This window comes from Microcoleus sp. CAWBG58, from assembly GCF_020883045.1.
Lineage (GTDB): Bacteria > Cyanobacteriota > Cyanobacteriia > Cyanobacteriales > Microcoleaceae > Microcoleus.
Map to the genome: position 1 here is coordinate 1 of NZ_JAHRFA010000048.1, position 25,033 is coordinate 25,033.

At 44.3% G+C, this 25,033-nt stretch carries 21 protein-coding genes; 13 read left to right on the plus strand and 8 right to left on the minus strand.

Going from position 1 to position 25,033, the window contains the following annotated elements; all coding sequences use genetic code 11:
• Positions 1 to 7,246 (minus strand): two-partner secretion domain-containing protein (locus QZ918_RS20460; RefSeq protein WP_293337975.1); only part of this gene is annotated, 7,246 nt, incomplete at its 3' end.
• A gap of 388 nt (positions 7,247 to 7,634) precedes the next feature.
• On the opposite strand from QZ918_RS20460, the gene QZ918_RS20465 reads away from it, so the two are divergent.
• A complete protein-coding gene (locus QZ918_RS20465) occupies positions 7,635 to 7,769 on the plus strand; it encodes a hypothetical protein (protein ID WP_293337977.1) in 135 nt (44 codons plus the stop codon).
• A 664-nt stretch (positions 7,770 to 8,433) separates the two neighbouring features.
• Here QZ918_RS20465 and QZ918_RS20470 read toward each other — a convergent pair.
• Positions 8,434 to 8,670: a hypothetical protein gene (locus QZ918_RS20470; protein ID WP_293151300.1), complete on the minus strand. Its 237-nt coding sequence runs from the start codon at positions 8,668 to 8,670 to the stop codon at positions 8,434 to 8,436.
• Here QZ918_RS20470 and QZ918_RS20475 point away from each other — a divergent pair.
• The 3 genes from QZ918_RS20475 (at position 8,669) to atpC (ending at position 11,538) form a co-directional block, all read left to right on the plus strand.
• Positions 8,669 to 9,373, plus strand: a complete 705-nt coding sequence (locus QZ918_RS20475) for a PEP-CTERM sorting domain-containing protein (protein ID WP_293337979.1) — start codon at positions 8,669 to 8,671, stop codon at positions 9,371 to 9,373. The two genes, QZ918_RS20470 and QZ918_RS20475, sit on opposite strands and share 2 nt — an antisense overlap.
• A gap of 126 nt (positions 9,374 to 9,499) precedes the next feature.
• Positions 9,500 to 10,957 carry a F0F1 ATP synthase subunit beta gene (gene atpD, locus QZ918_RS20480; RefSeq protein ID WP_293337981.1) on the plus strand — a complete coding sequence of 486 codons (1,458 nt, stop codon included), beginning with the start codon at positions 9,500 to 9,502 and terminating at the stop codon, positions 10,955 to 10,957.
• Between the two features lie 173 nt (positions 10,958 to 11,130).
• Positions 11,131 to 11,538: an ATP synthase F1 subunit epsilon gene (gene atpC / locus QZ918_RS20485; protein ID WP_293151311.1), complete on the plus strand. Its 408-nt coding sequence runs from the start codon at positions 11,131 to 11,133 to the stop codon at positions 11,536 to 11,538.
• 217 nt (positions 11,539 to 11,755) lie between these two features.
• Here the strand turns inward: atpC and QZ918_RS20490 are convergent, their stop codons facing one another.
• Complete coding sequence (locus QZ918_RS20490) at positions 11,756 to 12,055, minus strand: DUF7734 family protein (protein WP_293151314.1); 300 nt, start codon at positions 12,053 to 12,055, stop codon at positions 11,756 to 11,758.
• A 137-nt stretch (positions 12,056 to 12,192) separates the two neighbouring features.
• Between QZ918_RS20490 and QZ918_RS20495 the strand changes: the two genes are divergently transcribed.
• The 7 genes from QZ918_RS20495 (at position 12,193) to QZ918_RS20520 (ending at position 22,127) form a co-directional block, all read left to right on the plus strand.
• Positions 12,193 to 12,828, plus strand: a complete 636-nt coding sequence (locus tag QZ918_RS20495) for a hypothetical protein (RefSeq protein WP_293337983.1) — start codon at positions 12,193 to 12,195, stop codon at positions 12,826 to 12,828.
• 227 nt (positions 12,829 to 13,055) lie between these two features.
• Complete coding sequence (locus tag QZ918_RS20500) at positions 13,056 to 13,313, plus strand: IS200/IS605 family accessory protein TnpB-related protein (protein WP_367275393.1); 258 nt, start codon at positions 13,056 to 13,058, stop codon at positions 13,311 to 13,313.
• Entirely contained in the window at positions 13,198 to 13,467 is a 270-nt protein-coding gene (locus QZ918_RS33145; protein WP_367275391.1) for a hypothetical protein, read from the plus strand. The genes QZ918_RS20500 and QZ918_RS33145 overlap by 116 nt, the downstream gene beginning before the upstream one ends.
• 194 nt (positions 13,468 to 13,661) lie before the next feature.
• Complete coding sequence (locus QZ918_RS20505) at positions 13,662 to 14,717, plus strand: aliphatic sulfonate ABC transporter substrate-binding protein (protein WP_293337985.1); 1,056 nt, start codon at positions 13,662 to 13,664, stop codon at positions 14,715 to 14,717.
• Between the two features lie 118 nt (positions 14,718 to 14,835).
• Complete coding sequence (locus tag QZ918_RS20510; RefSeq protein ID WP_293337987.1) at positions 14,836 to 18,111, plus strand: response regulator; 3,276 nt, start codon at positions 14,836 to 14,838, stop codon at positions 18,109 to 18,111.
• A gap of 358 nt (positions 18,112 to 18,469) precedes the next feature.
• Entirely contained in the window at positions 18,470 to 21,868 is a 3,399-nt protein-coding gene (locus QZ918_RS20515) for an ATP-binding protein (protein ID WP_293337989.1), read from the plus strand.
• Between the two features lie 97 nt (positions 21,869 to 21,965).
• Complete coding sequence (locus QZ918_RS20520; protein ID WP_293337991.1) at positions 21,966 to 22,127, plus strand: hypothetical protein; 162 nt, start codon at positions 21,966 to 21,968, stop codon at positions 22,125 to 22,127.
• Positions 22,128 to 22,314: 187 nt separating this feature from the next.
• On the opposite strand, the gene QZ918_RS20525 is transcribed toward QZ918_RS20520, so the two are convergent.
• The 4 genes from QZ918_RS20525 to QZ918_RS20540 form a co-directional block, all read right to left on the minus strand.
• Positions 22,315 to 22,587 (minus strand): peptidoglycan-binding domain-containing protein, encoded by a 273-nt coding sequence (locus QZ918_RS20525; RefSeq protein WP_293337993.1) that lies wholly within the window; start codon positions 22,585 to 22,587, stop codon positions 22,315 to 22,317.
• A gap of 70 nt (positions 22,588 to 22,657) precedes the next feature.
• Entirely contained in the window at positions 22,658 to 22,939 is a 282-nt protein-coding gene (locus QZ918_RS20530) for a peptidoglycan-binding domain-containing protein (RefSeq protein WP_293337995.1), read from the minus strand.
• 147 nt (positions 22,940 to 23,086) lie between these two features.
• Entirely contained in the window at positions 23,087 to 23,233 is a 147-nt protein-coding gene (locus QZ918_RS20535) for a hypothetical protein (protein WP_293337997.1), read from the minus strand.
• A 636-nt stretch (positions 23,234 to 23,869) separates the two neighbouring features.
• Complete coding sequence (locus QZ918_RS20540) at positions 23,870 to 24,076, minus strand: hypothetical protein (RefSeq protein ID WP_293151338.1); 207 nt, start codon at positions 24,074 to 24,076, stop codon at positions 23,870 to 23,872.
• 78 nt (positions 24,077 to 24,154) lie between these two features.
• On the opposite strand from QZ918_RS20540, the gene QZ918_RS20545 reads away from it, so the two are divergent.
• Positions 24,155 to 24,364, plus strand: coding sequence for a hypothetical protein (locus QZ918_RS20545; protein ID WP_293337999.1), 210 nt, complete (start codon positions 24,155 to 24,157; stop codon positions 24,362 to 24,364).
• Between the two features lie 199 nt (positions 24,365 to 24,563).
• Here the strand turns inward: QZ918_RS20545 and QZ918_RS20550 are convergent, their stop codons facing one another.
• Positions 24,564 to 24,695 carry a hypothetical protein gene (locus tag QZ918_RS20550; RefSeq protein ID WP_293338001.1) on the minus strand — a complete coding sequence of 44 codons (132 nt, stop codon included), beginning with the start codon at positions 24,693 to 24,695 and terminating at the stop codon, positions 24,564 to 24,566.
• A 148-nt stretch (positions 24,696 to 24,843) separates the two neighbouring features.
• Here QZ918_RS20550 and QZ918_RS20555 point away from each other — a divergent pair, with 148 nt between their 5' ends.
• Positions 24,844 to 24,972, plus strand: a complete 129-nt coding sequence (locus QZ918_RS20555; RefSeq protein ID WP_293338003.1) for a hypothetical protein — start codon at positions 24,844 to 24,846, stop codon at positions 24,970 to 24,972.
• Positions 24,973 to 25,033 lie beyond the last annotated feature (61 nt).

Sequence of the window (25,033 nt, forward strand, 5' to 3'; positions counted from 1 at the left end):
CCGTGTTCGGCCCATTTGTCGGCGGAATGATACCAGTGTTCGGCCCATTTGTCGGCGGAATGATACCAGTGTTCGGCCCATTTGTCGGCGGAATGATACCCGGGTTCGGCTCATTTGTCGGCGGAATGATACCCGGGTTCGGCTCATTTGTCGGCGGAATGATACCCGGGTTCGGCTCATTTGTCGGCGGGATTGGCTGCCGATTTGTTGGCGCTGGATCTTTGCCGTCGTCAGTCAACAACACAATATTACCCACAATACTAGAACGCGGAAACGACTGCGATGTAATTCTAGATTGTCCAGTTGTAATTGCACCCGCCGTACCGTTAATAGTAGTATCTCCCACGACAAACGGTTGAATCGGCGGCCCTTGATCTCCACCAGCGTGCACAATTGTAATTTTGCCACCACCGGCGCCACCGGCAGTAGAAATACTAGCAAATCCTGTTGGCGAAAGTGAGGTGGAAAAACCACCTGTAGCGCGGAAAAAATTCCCCGTCGAAATAAAGACATCGCCACCAGTGCCACCTGTACCGCCTTGGGCATTAATTGACTCTACTTGCAGATCGCCGATCGGATCTAAGAACACATTACCACCATTTCCGGGTGTACCGAAGGAGGTAATTTTTCCCGCCGTAATTGAATTTAAAGCTTTAACGGTAATGTTCCCGCCAGTATTTCCCGCTGTATTCAAATCTCTAGCATTCACTTTTCCGGTAGGGCTCAACAGCTCGATTGTCCCTCCATTTGCCCCGTTTGAAGCAGTGACATTTCCCAACAAATTGATATTTCCGGCGCTATTTACTTGCAAGCTTTGGGCGTTAATCTTCGAGTTTGCTGTCACATCCGCAGCATTGGCTGTCAGATTTCCTAGGGCTGTGGTTGCGCCCACCGATCCATTGAAAGTGATGCTGCCGCTACCTGCTGCGAGATTTAGATTCCGGGCGCCATCTATACTGTCGATCGCACCTCCAAAGCCAATATTCCCCCCAGCCGTCTTCAATACAGCATCTTTCGTCAACCCGAGAGTACCGTTAATATTGATATTGCCGTTATTCGTGGTAACGTTGCCACCCAATTTAGTATTTAAGGCAGTAACATTCAAACCTGTCAGTGGTGTTGTGTTTCCGATATTTCCTTGCAGCAGCACATTGCCTTTAGTAGCATTGATGTTCAAGCGCCGAGATCCATCGATCGCACCTGCAACACTAACATTACCGACGGCACTGCTGAGAGCGACATCATTGCCGAGTTTGACATTATTGCCGTTAAGAGCAATACTGCTGTTGTCATTTCCGGTAATATTGGCGTTAAGTGCGATCGTACCACTGCCCGCTTGAATCGTGACTGGGGCGGTAAAAGTGAGATCGTTAGGAATAGTAATATTGCCAGTGCCATCGAATCGCCCGATCGCGATCGAGCTAAATCCCTTTTGAATCAAATTAATTTCCGATGCCGTCAAATCTAAAGCGGGAGTAGTGTTGTCGGTGCCACCAACCACAATATTTTGTCCTGCCTTTGTCGGTTGCAACGTTAGCGCGCCTGTACCTGAAACCTTATCGGAAAAATTTATTTCACTTGCTGTTAAATTCAGCGAGTTACTTCCTGCTGCTAAAGTCGAACCGAAAGCAATAGTTGCATCTCCCGGTGTCAAACTTACAGGAGCTTTTAGTGTCACCGGGCCTTGAAAACTGATGTTATCATTAGTTGTGGTGACATTGTCGCTAAGCGCAACACTTCCCGGCCCTTTTTGACTGAATGCACCGTCTAAATTCAGGTTTTTCTCAATATTGAGATTAACCTTATTGGTAATTGTGAGCGTGCCGTCATTGTTGGTTGTGACAATTCCTTTGAGATTAACATTGTCAGCAGCAATACCGAGATTGCCAGCTACGTCAACAGTCTTGTTGAAAGTAACGTCGCTGCCTGCGAGAATCTGATTGTTGGCAATTGTCACTGCATCTGCATAAGTTTGAGCGCCAGTTGTCGTGACGCTGCCACCTAAAGATGTTTTGCTGTTGGTAGTTAAACTTGTCAGAGGAGTTGTTTTGCCGATCGCACTTGTGAAGGTAACATTACCGCTAGCCGCCTTCACCGTCAAATCGCCACCACCGTCAACAGTATTGTTAAAAGTTAATTCGCTGCCAGACAGAATCGGATTGTTGGCAATCGTAACTGCATCGTTATAGGTTTGAGTGCCGGTTGTAGTGACATTTCCCTTCACTTGAGTTATACCACCCGCATCTGTAGTCAAACTCGCCGCCTTGACTGTTTGATTAAATGCAGTTATTCCTTGAGAAGTAGCTTTCAGATTGCCGATCGCACTTGCAGCCCCAACTGCACCGCTGAATGTAATATTCCCACTACCCGAATTCACAGTCAAATCGCTACTACCGTCAACACTATTATTGAAAGTCACAGCGCTACCTGACAGAATCGGATTGTTGGCAACTGTGACAGCATCTCCATAGGTTTGAGCGCCAGTTGTAATGACATTCCCCTTGAGTATAGTTGCACCAACCGCATTGGTAGTGATGCTAGCAGAACTGACAGTATTAAATGTGGTTATACCTGTAGAGTTAGCAGTCAGATTGCCGATCGCACTTAGAGTCCCAACTGCACCGCTAAATGTAATATTACCGCTACCCCCATTCACAGTCAAATTGCTGCTACCGTTCACAGTATCCTTGAAAGTAACGCCGGTGCCTGCGAGAATTGGATTGTTGGCAATTGTGACAGCATCTCCATAGGTTTGAGCGCCGGTGGTAGTCACATTGCCATTTAATTCAGTTTTACCGCCAGCATTGGTAGTGAAACTGCTAGCAGTGACAGCATTAAATGTAGCCGTACCACCACTGTTGACAATAATATTTCCTAAGGGTGCGGTATTACCTATAGCACCTTTCACCGCAATATTTACCGTACCTGTTTCTAAAGTGAGATTGCCACTGCCATCAATATTATCATTCAACAGAATCTTGCCACTTGCTGAATTTCCATTGCCGATTAAGACGCTATCTCCGACTGAGACATTACCCTTAATTGTGATATCTTGAGCTGCGGTGGTAATATTTCCATTCAGGTTATTAGTAGTAGCGTTGAGAGTAACTGAAGCATCATCAGTTCCCGAAATTGCTTGACCTTTATTTACAACAATTGTGCCTTGAGTATTAAAAGTCACAGGATCTTTGAAAACAGCAGGCAAATTGTCTACCGTGATATTGCCTGTTGTAGAATTAGTTCCGATCGCAATTCCACTAAATCCATTAGCCAAGGACGATAAAAATTGTTTTCCTAAATCGATCGCCTTCGGATCGTCAGCAAGTGCATCCTGGAAGCGAATTCCGACATTGGGCGAAGACGGCGCAATTGACAAAGTACCCTTACCCTGTACGGAATCTGGGCCTCCCGAAAAGCTCATGTCATTACCGCTAATGCTAATATTTCCCGTACCGGGCAATCCCCTAGCATCAATGATATTGATCCGAACTAGATTGGGTGTGGCGATCGCGATATCGCCACCCGCACCGTTCGTAGAACTAGAGTTCCAAACTACTCCGGGATCTGCTAAAATGTTGCCTGTTTTGCCCGTGAGGGTGATTTTTCCACCATAGCCAGCGGTAGAACTAGAGTTAAGATTACCAGGACTAATATTGTTGGCACTCAGTGCAATCGGGCCGCCAATTCCGGTAGTAGAACTGGTATCGATCGCCCCTGTGGAACTCCTCGTAATATTACCATTGTTGCTCGTAAGCGCGATCGCCCGTCCGGGATTCGTAATATTGCCTGTAGTAATATCGCCAGTAGTGGTAATCGCGATCGGGTTTGATTTAGAATTGGTAACATTCAGAGAATTAACTATTGTCAGGGAACCCAAAGGCACAGTCCCCCCAATTGCTTCGCTGAGATTGATAATACCTGTTCCCGAAGTCAAAGTTAGCTTCCCATCACCGTCAACAGTTCCCCCAAAATTAATATCGCCTGCCTTCGTTAACCCAGTATCGAGAGTGACATTAGAACCCTGAACGAGAGACACTTTACCACCAAACTTAATATTCTGTTCGTTGGTGACAACATTTGCATTTAAGTTAGTAGTGGGAGCATCAAAACTAATTGAAGCATTATTTATCCCTTTAATGTTGCCATTGACTGCAATTGTGCCGCTAGTTTGGGGAGAGCGAAATGTGACCGGAAAATCAAAACTAACAGCAGTAGGGTCAGCAATTGCGATCGTCCCACTGCCGTCCGCCCGCCCGACAATCATTTGGGAAAATCCCTTGAAAGCTGCGAGTTCAGTAGTGCTGAGATTCAAATCAGTAGAATTACCAGCAGTGCCAACAGTAATACCTAAACTTGGAGTCAGGGGTTGCAACAGAATCGTACCTTTCCCACTGACTTGAGACGTGGGTGAAACCGTAATTGCATCACTGGTCAAAGTAACATCATTACCGGTTCCCGCCGTCAGGTTAATGTTGCTATTATTCAGGTTAATTTCATTAGTACCGCTTGGCCCATTACCAGTCAGAGCAACATTTCCCACCGTCGATTTGAGCGAGCTCTTATTCAGAAAAATTGCCGCCGAACCGATTGCTGCCTTACCATTCAGATCGATACTTGCCTTCGTCGATTCTACTGCTGAATTACCCTCAACAATAATGCCGTAATTTGTTTTATTGATACCAGTCCCCGCACCTGTGCCAGTCATGGCGATATTTCCACTCGCCGATCGCACGTTAGAATTAGCAACAGATATCCCGCTGTTATTGTCTGTGCCCGCACCAGCCGTACCGTTGAAAGAAATACTTCCGCTTCCAGTTGATTCAACTAACGATCCATTTAGAAGTGGTACATCTGACGACGGCAGGTTTTCCATGCGAATACCCTGGTTACCGCTTCCAGTGCCACCACCTGTCCCTGCGAAACTGATGTTTCCATTGTTTGATAGCACTTTGCTGGCGTTAATCAATATCCCGAGATTGTTGTTTGTGCCCGCACCGCCGGTACCGCTGAAAGAAATACTGCCGCTTCCAGTTGATTGCACTAAGGCCGCGTTGTCGATCGCAATACCGTAATTACTGCTGCCACTGCTGCCACCTTTTCCAATAAGACTGATATCTCCATTGAGCGATTTAACGCTGCTATTTGTCTCAAGAGATATCCCTCTATTGCTGCCATTAATCCCATTGCCACCCGTACCCGTCAGGCCGACTTTTCCCGTTCCCGTTGATTCCACCACGGCATTACCCAACATCTGAATTCCGTATCCAGATCCGCTGCCGTTACCAGTCAGTGTAATCTCACCATTGAATGAACTTATCGTAGGCCCGCGCAAAACTATCCCGGAACTATTGAGGCTACCACCGCTAGTGCCGCTAAGGGTAATCTTTCCCGTTCCAGTAGTTGCTAAAGTAGCTGTTGTAGCAGGTGTAACGGTTCCGCCAGATACTTGAATGCCGACGTTACCTGACGAATTTACTGCACTACTACCAGTGAGATCAATATTTCCACCACCAGCATTAATTGTACCACCATTAATATTAATCCCATTTCCATTGACAGTATTCCCGCGGCCAATACCGGTAAAATTGCCACCATTTGTATTAATGGTCGCATTGGTAATGGTGAGACTACCACCGGTGAAATTATCGGCATCTGCATTGACGGTGATATTGCCTCCCTGAGTTGTGATATTGTTGTTAACAAATATGCTATTACTGGCATTCAGAGTCAGGGAATTTTTATTGGCCCAAGCAATCGGAGCGCTAACTGTAATATCCCCTGCACTCGCACCAAGAGATGTAGTAGAAATAGTGACATTACCTAAACCCAATTGCGTTTGCAGCGTCCCGTTATTAATTGTAGCCGTAGGCGCAGCGATACCGGGAGCAAACACTCCTCCCCCGAATGCACCGCCTGCATCCGCACCTGTGCTAATAGTAATATTAGTAGGATCTAACAATAAGGTTCCGGCACTGCCGACAGTCGATCGCAAATCCACCAACCCAGCGAAATCCAGCGATTGTTTTCCCGATACCTCCACAAACCCGCCATTCCCAGAAAACAAGCCACCTCGCGCAGTAATATTCCCATTAAAACGAGTAGTTTCATCAGCCCAAACAATCACTCGCCCGCCATTACCGTTGCTAATCGCATCCACATTAATTGTCGAATCTGCACTCACAAACGTCCGCACAGCATTGGGTACAGTCCCCAAACCCTGAAAATCTCCGCCAATCAGTACATTCCCGCCGCCGTTAATACCCGAAGCATCGATGTTAGCCGCGATCGCGCCTACGCGATCGCCTAAAATGTTAACATTACCGCCAGTATTGCCAGAGACGTTGATACTGCCGCTGGCGATCGCAGTTCCCGCAGTTACAGGCACTGCCACATTCCCCGCCAGCACAACATCCCCATTCGCATTTACCGTCAAATTCGTTGCTTGTTCCTGCCCTTTACCCGTCAGTAACTCCGGCAAAGATAACACCGGCTGCGTCCAATTATTCGGCAGCGAACCCCCAGTTGCTGTTGGTTGAACATCCAAACTCAATAAATTTCCCGCTTGAGAAATCCGCACCAAATTTTGACCGGGTACAGCCGCAATCAGAATGTTACCTCCCGGCGCCGTTAACTGACCTGTATTGACAACTGTACCCCCCGTCAAACTTAAACTTTGACCGGGTGCCACGGTCAAATTTCCTGCATTTACAATGCTTCCTGCTTGCGGACTGGTAAATGCGAAACTGTTGGGATTCCCGATTAAAGCTGCCCAGTTGTTATTGGCGATCGCACTAAACCACTGATTGTTCCCAAAACCGATACCTGTGGCCGCCGTGGCGTTAAAAGAACCCGGTACGTTGAGGCTGGCATTTTGTCCGAAAATTATCCCCGACGGATTCATCAAAAACAGGTTGGAATTTCCACCTGTCACTTGAATTAAGCCGTTGATTACAGAAGGATTTCCTCCGTTAATTCTTCCTAAGATATTTTGAATGTTGGGATTGCTTAAAAAGTTTGCCGTTTGACCGGAACTGAGACCAAACTGAGTAAAACTGTGAAACAGGTTAGCCTTGTCACCGCCCAATGACCCCCCGGAAATGTCGTAGCGATTGCCGTTGGGTGTCACGACTGTGTTCGTGCCGTCTGGTGCGGGGGTGATGGGTTGCGCGGAAGCCGAGCCGGCCGCTGCATTGAGGCAGCCAACTATGAATAACCATCCGAGCAAATGTAGTTTGTTGGCTGCCATTGTGGTTAAAGATTTGTGCTAAAAGTGCGATCGTATTTATCTTTCCCTATTCTGACTCATGAAGGTTCCTCCTGTCAATAGGATTGATACTATTTCCCCTCAGAAAAATATAGTAAATCCGCAGGAAATCTATCTATTTAATCACCATAAATAATTGTTTTAAAGCTGGAACCCTTTTAAGGATAAATTCAAAGCAGACTATTCATTACTCCAATCCTCTTCTTTCCTTTGTCAAGTGCTATCAACTATCAAATATTAACTATCAAATATTAACTAAGCTGTGGAGGATTTAAACCCCTAACTATCCAGCTCCGGGTGCGTCAGCTACAACACTGACTATACATGGAAAATACCTTGAAACTGACGCACCCTACAATACGCATTTTAAATGCTCCACAGCTTGTCAACTGTCAACTGTCAACTGTCAAGTGCCAAACAACTCCCTCCCATCGCTACTCCCGGCCGCCGCCACATCCCAGCTCGCTTTAGCCAAGCAACTCACCCAACAGCCAAAATTTTCTGAGAAACTTTATAATTTTGGGACGAGCTTTACCAAAATTTCACAAAAATTGACAAAAAAAATATATAAATTTTGATGAAAGCTAATATTTGCAAGTCTTCCAGTCAATTTGAGACACTTAGCGATACCAATAGATGTAGTAGCTTGTAAATCTATACTGAGTAAAAATCTGGCTGTGACAGGTCACCAACCCCAGCTATCAAGGCATGGGGCTTGAAATCGGACTACGCACCTTCACAAATTCAGGACTAAACCAGTGTCTAGCCTACGTCTTTAAGACAAACTGAACTGTCACTCCTTGTGGTATCCCCCAAAACGTTAAGAATGCCACCGCAGCGTTTTTAACCACTTTGGCAGTCAGTGGCTAGCGGGAAATATACACCTAGAAATAGGGCTTACCGTAACTTTTCGGTAGCAAACACTATGCGTACAGGGTCGCAAAATTTGAAACGGTAATTGTCCCGTTGAAAGTGCAACACTTTCATCACACCGAACTCTTGCGACTCGCCCGGCGGTAGTAACAACAAATGTAAAGCCGTCCTAAAAGGACGGGGTTTCAAACCCATTTTTCTGATGAAAATATTCTGCCACTAGAGTATCAGTGAAAACTCTTAGAACAAGCACTCATTGACTCAAAAACACACCTAAGTGATATCAGTCTCTAGAGTCACTGGTGTAGAGCCTGTTTGGTCGGTTTGACGATCGCCCTTAATATCCGAGGGTCGCGATCGTCTATTCCCGTCATGGCAAGATACAAGCTAGGATTTAGCACCTTACTAACTAACAATACTGGAGGAATCAGGGTTATGGCTACCTTAACGCTAGTCAAAAAAACATCTTTTACAGTCGCCAGCTTGGCAACCACAATCTTGCTCAGCATCTGTACGCCCGCCCGAGCTTTCATGTTTGGCACCAGCGGCATCCAGTTCGATCGAGATACCAATATCAACTTTACATTCGACCAATCTCACGGCGCTTACCAGTCTAGCTTGTGGGTAGCCCAAGCTCAGACAGGAGTCAATGGCTACAGCAACATCACCCGACTGTTTTACGAGTTCAAACCCTCAGATAACGGAAGCGCCGATGAATGGAAAGGAACCTTCGGCAACTCAGTCAGCTCGAACAACGGCTCCCCAACTCAAACCTTCACCTTTTTGCAGGATCAAGTTTATGCCCTGCTGCTGTGGAGCGACAGCGGTAGTGGCAAACAATTCGAGCAGTACGCCTCCAGCAGCACCTTCATGAACAGCCCCGAATGGTTTGCCGCCAACACCCAATTTCGCAGAAATGACTGTCTGGTGTCTGGATGTCAGCAAGCCGTATTTGGCGACTTTGGGCTCAACCCCCGCTCCACCGAGTCATTTACAAGCATCAACGGCGGTAAAGGCCCAGAAGAATATTCATCGGTCACAATGGCCCAACTGGCTCAGGGTACAAGAATTTCCTTCGACGATGCCGGAGATGGAAACGATCGCGACTTCCAAGACTTCACCGTCTCGGCCGAGCTGGCACCCGAGCCGGTAACAATATTCGGCAGTATGCTGGGGATCGGGGCTTTGGCGGCGGCTCGCGGGAAAAAAAAGCGACAGCAGCAACCAGAAAAATGACTCTTAAGCATCCCCATACAAATCTAAATAGTGCGTCTGTTCAGTGGTACTCTGAGAAATAGCATTTCTAAATGTTAAGACTTTTTCCACAACGGGAAAAATAGAATCCTAACAAAGGCACTATTCATGGTATCCACTGCAACAAAAACGAACGTAGGCTACATCACCCAAATCATCGGGCCTGTTGTAGACGTAAAATTCCCAGGTGGCAAACTGCCCCAGATCTATAACGCTCTTACAATTTCCGGCAAAAACGAAGCAGGTCAAGACGTTTCCGTTACCTGCGAAGTTCAGCAACTGCTCGGAGATAGCCAAGTGCGTGCAGTTTCCATGAGTACCACCGACGGCTTAGTGCGCGGCATGGAAGTAGTAGATACAGGAGAATCGATCCAAGTTCCGGTTGGCATCCCAACTCTCGGCCGTATTTTTAACGTCATCGGCGAACCCGTAGACAACCTCGGCCCGGTCAATACTTCCGAGAGTATGCCCATTCACCGCAACCCGCCGGCTTTCACCGAACTGGAAACCAAACCTTCGGTGTTTGAAACTGGGATCAAGGTCATCGACCTCCTGGCTCCCTACCGTCGCGGTGGCAAAATCGGTTTGTTCGGCGGCGCAGGCGTCGGCAAAACCGTAATTATGATGGAACTCGTGAACAACATCGCTAAAGCTCACGGCGGCGTGTCCGTGTTTGGCGGTGTGGGCGAGCGCACCCGTGAAGGTAATGACCTTTACAAGGAAATGATCGAATCTGGGGTTATTAACGAAGAAGACCGCAGCAAGTCGAAAATTGCCCTAGTATACGGTCAAATGAACGAGCCACCTGGTGCTCGGATGCGCGTGGGCCTGTCGGCTCTGGCGATGGCAGAATACTTCCGCGATGTCAGCAAGCAAGACGTGCTTCTGTTCATTGATAACATCTTCCGGTTCGTACAAGCTGGTTCTGAAGTATCCGCTCTCTTGGGTCGGATGCCTTCGGCTGTGGGATATCAGCCGACTCTCGGTACAGACATGGGCGACTTGCAAGAACGGATTACTTCGACTACTGAAGGTTCGATTACTTCGGTACAAGCTGTATACGTACCTGCGGATGACTTGACTGACCCGGCTCCAGCTACAACTTTTGCTCACTTAGACGCTACAACTGTGTTGTCTCGCGGTTTGGCTGCGAAGGGCATTTATCCGGCTGTTGACCCGCTGGATTCTACTTCTACAATGTTGCAAGTTAGCGTTGTTGGCGAAGAGCACTATGGTGTTGCTCGTCAGGTGCAGTCTACTCTGCAACGCTACAAGGAATTGCAAGATATTATTGCGATTTTGGGTTTGGACGAGCTGTCTGAAGATGACCGCTTGACTGTTTCTCGCGCTCGCAAAATTGAACGCTTCTTGTCTCAACCGTTCTTTGTAGCAGAAGTGTTCACCGGTTCCCCCGGTAAGTACGTCAAGTTGGCAGATACCATTAAGGGCTTCCAAATGATTTTGGCTGGCGAACTTGATGAGTTACCTGAACAAGCTTTCTATTTGGTTGGCGATATCAATGAGGCGATCGCCAAAGCTGAAAAAATGAAGGCTGACGCTAAGTAATTTTAGTCAGTTGACAGTTGACAGTTGACAGTTGACAGTTGTCATTAGTCAGCAGTCATTAGTTAATAGCTAATGACTGCTGACTAATGACGAATAACTAACAACTAATAACTAACAACTAATGACTAACAACTAATGACTAATGACTGCTGACTAATGACTAAGGACAATTTATGACATTAACTGTGCGCGTAGTGGCCCCAGACAAAACTGTTTGGGATTCTAATGCTGAAGAAGTAATTCTGCCAAGCACGACAGGCCAATTGGGTATCTTGACCGGTCACGCTCCGATGTTGACTGCTTTGGATACCGGAGTGATGCGCGTCCGTCCTGGTAAGGAATGGGTGTCTATTGCTCTGATGGGCGGCTTTGCAGAAATCCAAGAAAACCAAGTAACTATCCTTGTCAACGGCGCTGAAAAAGGCGAAACGATTGATAAAGAAGCTGCTCGTACTGCTTACACCGAAGCAGAAGCTCGTTTGGAAAGCTCTGCTAGTGGCACTTTGCAAGAGCAAATTCAAGCTAAGCAAGCAATCAAACGTGCGAGAGCTCGTTTTCAAGCGGCCGGCGGCACGATTTAGTCCTCAGGGTAGGGACACGGTGCTTTTGTATCTCTGGTTGGTATCCAAGTCTAGATCCCCCCTAACCCCCCTTCTTAAGGGGGGGGACAAGAGTATTCAAAGTCCCCCTTCTTAAGGGGGATTTAGGGGGATCTAGACTCAGGGATCAACGAGATTTCTTAAGGGTTTTAGACTTAAGTTGACACCAATCAACATTGTTGTGTTCCTAGTGTGAGTGCTAAACCCCGGCCTCGGACAATAGAAATTGCATTGTTTCCCAAGATAGCCCTTGCTCGATATAGCGGGGGTTATTTGGATTGTAGGGACTATAGAGCCGATCGACACTGACAATCTTTGCTGTCTCCGGCAAAACTGGCACTTCTGGATCGCTCGCGGTCGATCGCACCAGGGAGCTAGAAAACCCTTTAAAAATAGCAATTTCGTCGAATTCGCCGTCAATTTCGGCCTTCACGATTAACACTTCGTGCGATCGGGCGATCGTGTATTGTTCCAAGCGGCGAGCAATAGAGTCAGCCATAGCAAATATCACCGATAATGCGCGAAGGGAAGTCCCCATCTTTCCAGTATGGGAAGGAACGTCGCGCCAATTAATTAAACGTCCGACAGGACATCCGCTTTGACAGTATAATGCACTTAGGTGAGTTTTGATTGGGTATGAAACAATTTCTGACGCTAGTTGTCAAGCTTCAAGTAGATATTAATCAGCAGCAAATGTTGATTGATACAGCTAGTGCTTTTGCGTCAGCTTGTAACTGGATAAATCAAAATGTCAATCCAGGTTTGACTAACAGAAACTCAGTTCAAGCCGTCTGTTACAAAGAAGTAAAAGAACAGTTTCAATTAACAGCTAATCATGTAGTTAGAGCTTGTGCCAGAATAGCTGCCAATCGTTTAACCGCCAAACACAAAGGTAAAAAGGTTAAATCTATTCAACCAACGAGCTTTGATTGTGATGCGAGAACTTTTCGTTTCATTGAGTCTAACTGGACGGTTAGTATTAGCACTATTGGTAAAAGGTTAACTGCACCCATTAGAGCGAGTAGCTACCATCGCGACAAACTGCAAGACCAACAACCTACCTCTGCTCAAATCTGTTTACATCGTGATGGGGATTGGTATAGCGGTTTTCAGAAAGATTCGCGGACGTTGTTGGGCTTGGGCCCTCTTAGTGGAACTGGTTATGTAAGCTGTCAGTCGTACCTCATCTTTTTGAGAAAGGCTATACGTTCATCTTCAGCTCAAGTCCCAAACGCCAACTCCTCTTGCATCGGCAAGTGTAATTGGGGTTGATTTGGGTAGACGAGATATAGCTGTTACAAGCACGGGGAAATCCTGGTCAGGAAAGGAGATTCAAAAAACTAGAGACAAATATAGTCGTGTTAGAACTTCTCTTCAAAAGAAAGCATCTCAAGGCACAAGATCAACTAGACGTAGAGCTAGACAGATTTTGAAACGGTTATCGGGACTTGATGTGAAGATACCAAGCATGGCTCACCCACAACATCTCGAAAGCGATTATTCAAGAGGCAAAACAAACTCAATCCTTTGTTTCTATCGAAGATTTAACAGGGATTCGCGAGCGAACCAACTCGAAACCTAGAAACAAAACTGAAAGAAGCCGGTCTAATTCTTGGGCTTTTTATCAGTTAAAAACATTTCTTGAATATAAAGGAATTAAGGAAGGAGTATCGGTGGTTACCGTCAACCCAGCCTATACAAGCCAAAGCTGCCATTGTTGGCAAGCATATCGGTGTCAGAACCCAGAAGCAATTTAAGTGCAGCAATCAAGCCTGTGGCCCGATTGGAGGCGCCGATGTTAATGGCTCAAAGATGATTGCTTTAGTGGGGCTGAGTGTAAACCAGCCCAGAGGTTCTCAGTTGTTGGCTTGCACGATAACTGAAGGGCTACCAAAAGCCATCGCCTTCTAGGCGTGGGGTAGTTTACTTTCCTGAAATCTGCTATAATATAGCTTAATTTTGCCGCTCATTTCAGAGACGGCCAGCCAAAATTTTCTATTTAATTAGACCGTTTTTAACACCTGGGAATCAGCGGACATAACATAAGTCCTGTCAAAAAGATCTCGAAGATATTACTCCTGCAAAACCTACTTCGACGATATTTTATGAGCCACAAAAATCCGAGGTTTCAATTATCGTTTTTGATTCAAAATATTAAACAGCATTTGGCTTGGAAATATTCGCTGCTATTTATACTATTTTTTTGCTTGAGTTTAACTGTAGCAAGTTGCAACTCCGATCTGATAAATAGCTTTACAGAAAAAAAAACGAACTCATTCTCAAACTTAACAAAAATAGTAAGAATCGGCCATCAGCCTTTCGGAGCATTGTTTTATCTCAAAGCTAAAGGATCTTTGGAAACCCGTTTAGCAAAAATGGGTTGGTCTGTAGAATGGATAGAATTTGTCACAGGGCCACCAATTTTAAAAGCAATAGGACAAGGAAAAATCGATCTGGGTTATGCAGGAGTTGCGCCGCCAATTTTTGCCCAATCAGACGGCGTACCTTTCGTCTATATTGCTAATGATTCAGCTTTACCTGGCAGCATTGGCATCATAGTTCCCCAAAATTCTCCGATTCGGACTCTCGCAGATCTTAAAGGCAAGAAAATAGCAGCCACTCGGAAAACATCAGCTCACTATTTGTTAATTCGGGCGTTAACTCAAGGCGGCTTGCAGTTAAAAGATGCCGAATTAGTCGATTTGTCTCCGCCAAAAGCTCAGGAAGCATTTCTGAGAGGCGAAGTTGATGCTTGGGCGGTTTGGCAGCCGTTTTTAGCTAAGTTACAGGAAACTATGCCTGCTCATTTCCTGACTGATAGCGAGCAACTGATCAATGACAGAAACTTTTATTTGGCAAGTCGCTCTTTTGCTAGCAACTTTCCCGATATTGTTAAAACAGTCATGGGAGAAACGCGACAGATGGCTAATTGGATAACTAAAAATCCCGAGCGAGCAGTAGAATTTATCACCGCTCGAACCGGAATGAAAAAAACCACAGCTAGAAGTTTAACTAAAAGCCGTACCTACGATTTGTTACCAATTCAAGACAGGGCAGTTGAAGAACAACAACGCATTGCTGAAATTTTCTTTAGGTTGGGAATCCTGCCGGATCGAATTTGGATTGAAGATCGGATCTGGAAACAAAAATTAGATTTATAAAACCACAAGTTAGCCAAAGGTAACGATAAATTAAAGGTGGCGATTGTAGCGGCGCTACGAAAAATGAAATTAGGTGTATTCTAGAGAGAGAGTTAAAACTGTTAAGTAGCAGAATCAAATGTCCTCAATTGCCAATCAACTGCGTTATGGTTTTGTCTCGATTGTTGTGGCAAGCGTATTGATGGCAGGGAGTACGTTAACTTACCTCAGCTTTCGGGGACAAATAGAACAGACAAAACAGTTTCAGTACGAGCGATCGCAAGCTGCGGCTGCCCAAATTAGCGCTTATCTGGATAACTTGCAGCGCCAACTCAATTATTTGTCAGAATTGCGTGGCTTAACAGAATTCAATGCTGAAACTCAGCGCAGCATTCTTGAAGGATTAATCAATAGCAATAGCGCCTACGAAGTGGTGGGAATTTTAAACAATAACGGTCAAGTCGTACAAGTAATGTCGCCTTACGAATCATACTCTACATCTAGCTTGAGTTTAGCAGGTATTTCGGGAGATTCGCCTCTATTTTGGGAGACGTTTCGACAGGCTCAAAATTATGTGAGTTCAGTAGATGTCGATATGAAGACAACGGTTAATGTTGTTAATTTGTCCGTGCCTATTCGCGACAGTAAAAATAAAATTGCTGGAGTATTATTTGCGAGAGTAAGTCTAAACTTTTTAATTCAAATTGCAGCCCGATCGCAAGTTGGAAAAACTGGATACAGCTATGTTATCGACAACCGCTCGGTGCTGATTTCGGAAACAGGAAACAAGGTTAATCCGTATTTACTCGGAGATTTGAAAGGGCGATCGTTTGTGGGAGAGTTATCGAAATTAGCTTTAGCTTCGGGGATGCAATCTCCGCTGGTTTATCGAGGCTGGCGCGGGGAGGAAGTCATGGGCACGGGTGCGATCGTCCGCAGGGTACAGTGGATGGTGGTTGTAGAGCTACCTACAGCCGAAGCTTACGCTCCCGTGCGATCGCTCATCTACGTCATGGGTGCAGTTACCACCGTCAGCGCCCTCGCCGCGGTGGGCTTGGGAGTCGCTTTTGCGCGATCGCTCACAAATCCTTTAAAATCTCTAACATCCGCAGCTACTGAAATGACTAGCGGCATATTGGAAACTCGGGTAAATATTGTCGCATCTAACGAACTAGGAAAATTAGCTAATGCCTTCAACAGCATGGCCGGTCAATTGGAAGTATCTTTCACAAAATTAGAGCATCAAAATGCTCAATTGCAGCGACTTGACAAACTCAAAGACGAATTTTTAGCCAATACTTCTCACGAACTCCGCACCCCACTGAACGGCATTATCGGTTTAACAGAATCTTTGATCGATGGTGCTACAGGACAATTACCAGCACTGACTATTTCCAATCTAGAAATTATTGCATCTAGTGGTAGAAGACTGTCAAATCTCATCAACGACATTCTCGATTTCTCCAAGCTGAGACACAAAAATATTGAACTGCAAATCAAGCCCGTCGGCATTCGAGAAATTGTCGATATCGTAGTAACTCTTTCTCAACCTCTAATTGGCACAAAAAACTTGCAGTTGATTAATTCAGTCACTCCCGACATTCCCCTGGTGGATGCCGACGAAAATCGGGTGCAACAAATTCTTTACAACTTGATCGGCAATGCGATTAAATTTACAGACAATGGTACCATAGAAATTTCGGCGAATGCGATCGGCTTGGAATCGCCGCAGTTGGCAAAAAAAGAAAGTTCAGTAACGAGCCAGCTTCTATCTTTAATTGTGAGGTCAAAACTGGAAATTACCGTATCCGATACGGGAATTGGCATTGCTGAAGATAAGTTAGAACGAATTTTTGAATCCTTTGAACAAGCAGACGGCTCCACTGCTAGAGAACACGGAGGAACTGGTTTAGGTTTGGCAGTTACAAAGCAGTTAGTCGAGCTGCACGGTGGCGAAATTCAAGTATCTTCAGAACTCGGTGTTGGTTCCCAGTTTACCTTTAGTTTGCCAATTTCTAAAAATCAATATCTCGATGACAAGCAGTTGCCAGCAACTGCTCGACATTCTTTAGTTTCGAGAACAGAAGAGCGCAAGTTGATAATTAATGAAGCTGCTCCACCAAGTTTTAACAATAACAGTTCTAGTGCTATTAAGCTCCCTTTAGATAATAAAAAAGTAAAAATTTTGATTGTAGATGACGAACCTGTAAATATTCAGGTATTAACTAACAATCTACTTCTTGAAAATTATACAATCGCCGAAGCTAGCAGCGGTAGAGAAGCTTTAGCTCTTCTCGACAGAGGCTACAAACCCGATCTAATATTGCTAGATATCATGATGCCACGGATGACTGGTTACGAAGTTTGCGATAAAGTCAGGGAGAAATTCACGGCTAGCGAATTGCCAATCGTCATGCTAACCGCCAAAAATCAAGTATCTGACTTAGTCCAAGGTTTCAATGCAGGAGCCAATGATTTTTTAACTAAACCCTTTCTCAAAAATGAATTGCTAGCTCGAATCAAAACTCACATCCGTCTCACAAAAATCAATGCAGCTTATGGTAGATTTGTACCCCACGACTTTCTGCGATTTTTGGGACACGAAAGTATTGTTGATGTTCAACTAGGCGATCAAATCCAGAAAGAAATGACAGTTTTATTTTCTGATATTCGCTCCTTTACAACTATCTCCGAAGCTATGACTCCCCAAGAAAATTTTAATTTTCTCAACAGCTACCTCAGTCGAGTCAGTCCGGTAATTCGCGATCACAAAGGTTTCATTGATAAATATATTGGCGATGCGATTATGGCACTATTTCCTGAGTCGGCAGATGATGCTGTTCGCGCGGCAGTGGAAATGCAAAAACAAGTTATTCTTTTCAACGATCGCCGACAAACAAGGGATTACGCACCAATTACGATCGGTATTGGTTTGCACGCGGGCACTTTAATGCTGGGTACGATTGGCGAAGAAGAACGGATGGAGAGTACCGTGATTGCTGATGCGGTGAATCTCGCGTCTCGTTTGGAAGGATTGACTAAGGTTTACGGCTCTGGAATTCTCGTTACTGAATCAATTTTAGAGCGTTTGGGCGATCGATCGCAATATCTGTGCCGATTTGTCGATCGAGTCACAGTAAAAGGGAAAACATCTGCCGTGTCGGTGTTTGAAATTTATGATGCAGAAACAGAACAAAGCATTCAGCTAAAACAGGAAACTGCTGCTGCATTTCAACAAGGTATACAGCTTTATGTCGAGCAAAATTTTCCTAAAGCGCAAAAAATCTTTAAGAATATTTGCGAAACAAATCCTCAAGATAAGTTGGCAGCAATCTACTACCAGCGCTCTCTGAAACATCAAATGTATGGAGTTCCAGAAGGATGGTCGGGGATAGAATGTTTGGATGAAAAGTAGTAAAAGTAGCATCAATCTGAAGTCAGAAATTTTCAGGTCTTTATCGATTTTTCTGGAGCTAGTCTCAGTCATAATATATTCATACCGAAGCCTGAAGACCCAAAATGGGGAATTTCCCCGAAAATCCGCTGTAGAGTTCGCTAGGTTTGACTTCATAATCGAATATAATGCGTAAAGCTATGCGAAAAAAAACCTGGTTTCTATAAAAAATCTCAGGTTTGACAGCGATTCAGGAAACAACCTAGAATCAGGCTGTTATTGTGTAACTTTTGTTCAACTACAACAAGGTTTACAATACTTAACAGCGGTGTAGCTTCCCTCCGACTATAAACCGTGTCTTTTAATCTAAATTAATGTTATGTCAACTTTTTCTCTTAATCGCTTAGCTGCCAAACTTTCAGGAAAAATGCCGCTGCAAACTGTACTCATAGTTCCGTTTGTCTTGCAAGTATTTGCGGCAGTGGGAATTGTGGGATATTTATCATTTAAGAACTCTCAAAAAGCCGTGAACGATCTTGCAGATCAGTTAATGGGGGAAGTGAGCAATCGCATTGAGCAAAATTTGATAACTTATTTGCAAACTCCGCACCAGATCAATCAAAGCAAGCTGGATGCACTGAAGCTGGGTTTTGTGAACATCAAAGACTTGCCAGCTTGGGAAAAGTATCTGTGGCGGCAAGTGCAATTATATCCTTATATCAATTTTACCTCGATCGCCAATCGCAATGGAGAATACCGCACTGGCGAAAAGATGTCGAATGGGACTTTATTGATTAACGCCTCCGGCCCGTCTACCAAATTTAATTTTTATTCCTACAATACTAATGATAGTGGCGATCGCACAAAAATAGCAGCCACCATCAAAAACTTCGACATCCGACAGAACCCTTTATACAAAGATGCCTCTGTAGCAGGCAAAACCACTTGGAGTTCAGTTGATGTCTCCTTGCTAGAACCCACACTGGTTGTCAGCGCGCTGCAACCAGTTTACAACAACCAGAAACAGCTAGACGGAGTATTAATTACGGCTTTGCGTCTGGACAGTATCGGTGAATTTTTAAACAGCCTCAAAATAGGCAAATCCGGTCAAACTTTTATTATCGAAAGAAAGGGAACGCTGCTGGCAACTTCCACCCCAGAAAAACCTTTCCGCAACAAAAACGGTAAAAAACAACAGTTTCAAGTCAAAGAAAGCAGCGATATCGTAACCCAGAGTACAGCTAAATACTTAGAAAGTCACTTTCAAGACTTGCAGCAAATTACCAAATCGAAACTAATCCATTTTGAAATCAACGGCAAGCAGCAATTTTTAAAAGTTATGCCATTCCAAGATGGCAAAGGTTTAGATTGGCTCATTGTCGTCGTCGTTCCAGAAGCAGATTTTATGGAACAAATAAATGCCGGCAATAGAACTACAATCTTGCTATGTCTGGCAGCTTTGGCTATAGCTACTGCGATCGGAATTTGCACTTCTCGCTGGATTACCAAACCAATTCTAAAATTAAAAGATGCAGCAATAGATTTGTCTCAAGGACAATTTGACAGAACTGTCAAGCTCGATCGTTCCGACGAGTTGGGCGTGCTTGCTACTGCTTTTAACAGCATGGCAGCACAACTGCAAACATCTTTTAGTGCCTTAGAAGCTAAAAATACCCAATTGCAGCAACTGGACAAACTGAAAGACGAATTCTTAGCCAATACTTCCCACGAACTCCGCACTCCCCTCAACGGCATTATTGGGATTGCAGAATCTTTGATAGACGGTGCTACCGGGAAACTGCCAGAAACGACCAATTTCAACTTAGCTTTGATTGCATCGTCAGGAAAAAGATTGGCTTCTTTAATAAACGATATCCTCGACTTTTCTCAGCTCAAATACAAAAGTCTTGAACTGCAAACTAAGTCAGTCAACCTCCGAGAAATCGTCTTTGTGATTCTCAAATTATGTCAGCCATTGGTAGGCACAAAAAAATTGCAATTGATTAACTCAGTTGCTCCGGAATTGCCACCAATAGCAGCCGACGAGAATCGTTTGGAGCAAATACTTTATAACTTAATCGGCAACGCGATTAAATTCACTGAAAGCGGCACAGTTGAGATTTCAGCAGCATTGATAGCGAGCCATGAAGAATCATCACCTAATCCCCAATTGGCGATTACTGTATCCGACACAGGAATTGGCATCCCCGAAAATAAATTAGAGCAGATTTTTGAATCCTTTGAACAAGCTGACGGTTCCACTGCTAGAGAATATGGTGGGACGGGTTTAGGGTTGGCTGTTGCCAAGAAATTAGTGGAATTACACGGCGGTAAAATCTCGGTATCTTCAAGTGTAGGCGTAGGTTCCCAATTCATATTTACTTTACCCGTCTCTGAAAGTCAGCCTGATTTTAGCAGCAAACAACCTGGTTTAACCGAGGGCGAGGAGATTTTAATCGCTCCTGAATTAGACCCCGAATTATCTCTAGTAAATTCTACTATCTTAACCAAAATGGACTTGATAGAAGAAGGTGAAAAAGTAAAAGTTTTAGTGGTCGATGATGAACCAATTAACATTCAGGTCATTATCAATAATCTCGCTCTGGAAAACTATGCGATCGCTCAAGCGATCAACGGTAGAGAAGCTTTAAATCTGATTGAATCAGGATTTAAGCCCGACTTGATTTTACTCGACGTAATGATGCCGCAGATGACTGGTTATGAAGTCTGTCGAGCAGTTCGCCAACAATACTCACCTTTGGAAATGCCGATTCTGATGCTGACGGCCAAAAATCAAACGAGTGACTTGGTAGAAGCTTTTAACTCAGAAGCGAATGATTATATAACTAAACCTTTTATCAAAAAGGAATTGTTAGCCCGAATCAAGACGCAAATTAGTCTCGCAAAACTGAATGCAGCTTACGGCAAGTTTGTGCCGCACGATTTTTTAAAGTTGCTTGAAAGACCGAGTATTATTGAAGTCAAATTAGGCGACAATCAGGAAAAGAATATGACTGTACTTTTTGCTGATATTCGCTCTTTTACGGTACTTTCAGAACAGATGACACCAGCCGAAAACTTTGCATTTATCAATAGTTACTTGGGAAGGGTTAGCCCTGCAATCAGGGAAAACAACGGGTTTATTGATAAATATATTGGCGATGCAGTGATGGCTTTGTTTCCGACATCTCCATCAGATGGTGTGCGAGCAGCCATTGATATGCAAAAAGAATTGAGTATCTACAACGAGCAGCGAGAACAAAACGGCTTGTTGCCGATCGCGATCGGCATTGGTTTGCACGCGGGCAATTTGATGTTGGGTACAATTGGCGAGCGAGAACGGATGGAAAGTACCGTGATTTCTGATGCGGTGAATCTCGCGTCTCGTTTGGAAGGATTGACGAAGGTTTACGGCTCGGGAATTCTCGTTAGCGGTGAAATTATCGATCGCCTGGACGATTCAGAAACATATAACTACAGATTTGTCGATCGAGTAACGGTGAAAGGAAAGACAACTGCTGTGTCGGTGTTTGAAATTTATGATGCAGAAACAGAACAAAGCATTCTCCTCAAACAGCAAACTGCGGAGATTTTTCAAGAAGCTCTCAATTTTTACTACCAGAAAAAATTTGTTGCTGCTCAAAAAGTATTTGAGAATATTTTAGAAATCAATCCTGAGGATCTGGTAGCCACGCTATATTTCAAGCGCTCTCGCAAGTATCGAATGTATGGAGTACCCGAGGGATGGTCTGGGGTGGAAGACGGGGCGGAAAAGTAGGTGGCTTTTCTAAGGAAGAGTTCAACAGTTGACAGTTGACAGTTGACAGTTGACCATGGGAGAGCGACCTCTACCTAGAAGTCAGAGGATTGAAGTAATGAATAGTCTGATTTTAATTTCTCCCGCTCCGGGAGAGGCTTTCAACCAATTATTTGTGGTAAAAAGAGGATTCGGGAAGAAGACTTTAGTTATGGAGGAGAGAAGGAAGCGATCGCATTGGGAGCATCTCTGTTTTGTAAAAAGCATTTTTTTATTGTAGTGCGAGCGTCCGCGCTCGCGTATTGTACAATACGCGAGCGCGGATAGCACTGTAAATGCAAAACTGATATGCTCCCATCGCACTGGTGTCAGCAATTAAAAACTTTCTCAGCGTCGGGCGCGGTTGCTATAAAAGATAGGGCGCGCACGGCACGCCCTACTCTGTTTAAAATACGGTAGTACAAACTTTAAAATACAGTTGTACAAACACCCAATTTATTCCAAGTTTTCGGGCCGACAATGCCATCAGCAGCGATTTTTTGTTGCTTTTGAAAACTGATTACTGCTTGTTGGGTTTTCGGGCCGAACCCTCCATCGGTATTTAGGGAAGCTCCAGTGACATTTAAAAGTCGTTGGAGGTAGCGGACATCCTCATTTTGGGTGACAGCATCGTTGCGTTGGAGTAGGGGAAAATAACGGCAGGAAGGTAATTCAAGGTGAGTTGCGTGTGTGGTTTGCATGGTTGGATTCTCCATTTATTGTTTGCAAATTGCGATCGACAAAGAAGTGCGGGCAAATGTTGGCAGTTATTTAACAAGCAGGTTCGCTAACGCAAGCGCCTAATTTAGTCCAAGTTTGCTGACCAACAATGCCATCTACAGTAATCTTATTTTTCTTTTGAAAGTTGATGACTGCTTGTTCGGTTTTGGCACCGAAGAATCCATCAGTTGCTACGGGATATCCTTTTTTAACTAAGGATTGTTGGAGATAGCGCACGTCTTTATTGGTGGCAGAGCTGCTATCATTTCGTCGCAGTGTGGGCAAGGAAGAGCACATCGGTAATTGAGCCTGAATTTCGTTTGTGGTTTGCATAGTTTTATTGGGGATTAGTGGTTTGCAAGTTGTTTGAACCTGCTATTCCCTAGTTGTAGCTGTGGTGGAAAGTGCTTTAACAGTCACTTTTTTTAGTGACGCTTGTTTGAGGTAGCTCAGATGAGTGACAGAAGAAAGGAGGTTCGTTCAGTTGACAGTTGACAGTTGACAGTTGACAGTTGACAGTTGACAGTTGACAGTTGACCTGGGATAGCGACCTCTACCTAGAAGTCCGAGGATTGGAGTAATGAATCGTCTGATTTTAATTTCTACGCCAAAGAGAGAGGCTTTCAACCAATTCTTTAGCGTATTGAGATAGTGCTTGGTTATTTCATATAAAAAATATTTTATATTGACGAAGATAATATCGGGATTTTTTGGTTCAAATTAGCTTAAGTATCGCTACTCGCAACTATTTTTTAATGACATATTCAAATACGAAAATCCCCAACTATTAAGATCTGGGGATTTTCTCGATATGGCGCACTTGAGCCAAGGTATGTAGTTGCGCTTCATCGCGCTCTTTCCTAATCTTATAAAGCAATACGGTTTACTTAACGCTTTTGATGAATTTCATCTGACGATTTTTGGATTATAAAGAGGTGAAGTAGATATTAAGAATATTTTACCACAGAGAACACAGAGAACACAGAGAGGGGAGGGATAAAAGGTTTTTTTACGACATCCAAAACCCTCGCAATACTCTGCGCCCTCTGTGGTTCAAAACTCTTCTCTTGATGGAGTGGATTGTATTTCAATACGGTTTACTTAATGCTTTTGATGAATTTAATCTGACGATTTTCTGGCAATATAGCCATTTTGGGCAAGTCAGATTTTTCTTAAGTCAACTGTATTGTCTTATAAAGAGCGCGCTGAAGCGCAACTACTTACCTAGTCAGTAAGGTTGAATAGACTTGCTGCACAAACAACCTATTTTTTTTCTGCTTCTTTTTCTGAAGGTGAAGGAGCTAGCAGACCGGAGATGGCGCCGATCGCATTACTGCCAATCACAACAAAAAGCGGAGGGATTTCCTTGCCCATGACAGAGAGTGTCATGCCAAAAGTAAGTGAAATCATAATCGAGCCTGCTAAACTGCCAACAATTAGGCGGTAACAAAAGTTATCAGATTTATACATGATTAATTCAATTGCGAACGATAGTTGACTGCCAAAATTAATATTTATGTTGCAAAACAAATCTAATTTGGCGATTTTATGCGACAAAGTTTAGATGCGCTGCTATCAATATTTGAGCGTTTCCACGCTCGTCTGCCGTTGTCACAAACTTCTAATAGTGGTGCGGGAAATAAGCCCGCTGAATGCTCTATCAGTAATTGCCCAACAAGCTCCGCTGGCATTCAACCGTCGCTGAAGTTAGCGGACATTTTAATTGTTGATAACGGCATGGTTGCAGGTAGTAAGTAACAATAACGGCGGGAAGGTCATTTAATGTGAATTGCGTTTGTGCTTTGCATGGTTTTTTGATTTGACCTTGGTTGTTTGCGAGTTGTTGAACTTGCTATTCCCCAGTTGTAGCTGTGGGGGAAAGGGGTTTAACAGTCGCTTTTTATAGTGACGCTTGTTTGAGGTAGCTTAGATGAGTGACAGAAGAAAGGAAGTTCCTTCAACAGTTGACAGTTGACAGTTGACAGTTGACAGTTGACAGTTTAAGAGGAATCTTTACCCTTAAGTCCGAGGATTGGAGTAATGAATAGTCTGATTTTAATTTCTTCCGCTCTGGCGGGCGGGCTTTCAACCAATTCTTTCTGGTAATATATTTGAACGGATGTAACAGATGGATGTTGAGAGTTGAGAGTTGAACGTTGACTTAATTAGACATTCTATGAGGCCGCACTTAATTATGTAAAGTAGCAGGGAATAATTGTGTAGCGGAGATTTATATCATGAGGTACAATGCGTTAAATCGAGGAATTTGCGTATGTTTGACTCGGTGCTTTTTATTACATCACGCAGCCAGTATTGCTAATTTGGGCGGAATTCGCGATCGCCAATTAGCTGAAACTAATTACTAATTATGCTCAAATGCAACAATCTGCGGATTTGGGCTGGATCTCAGAGAAATTAGACTATTTA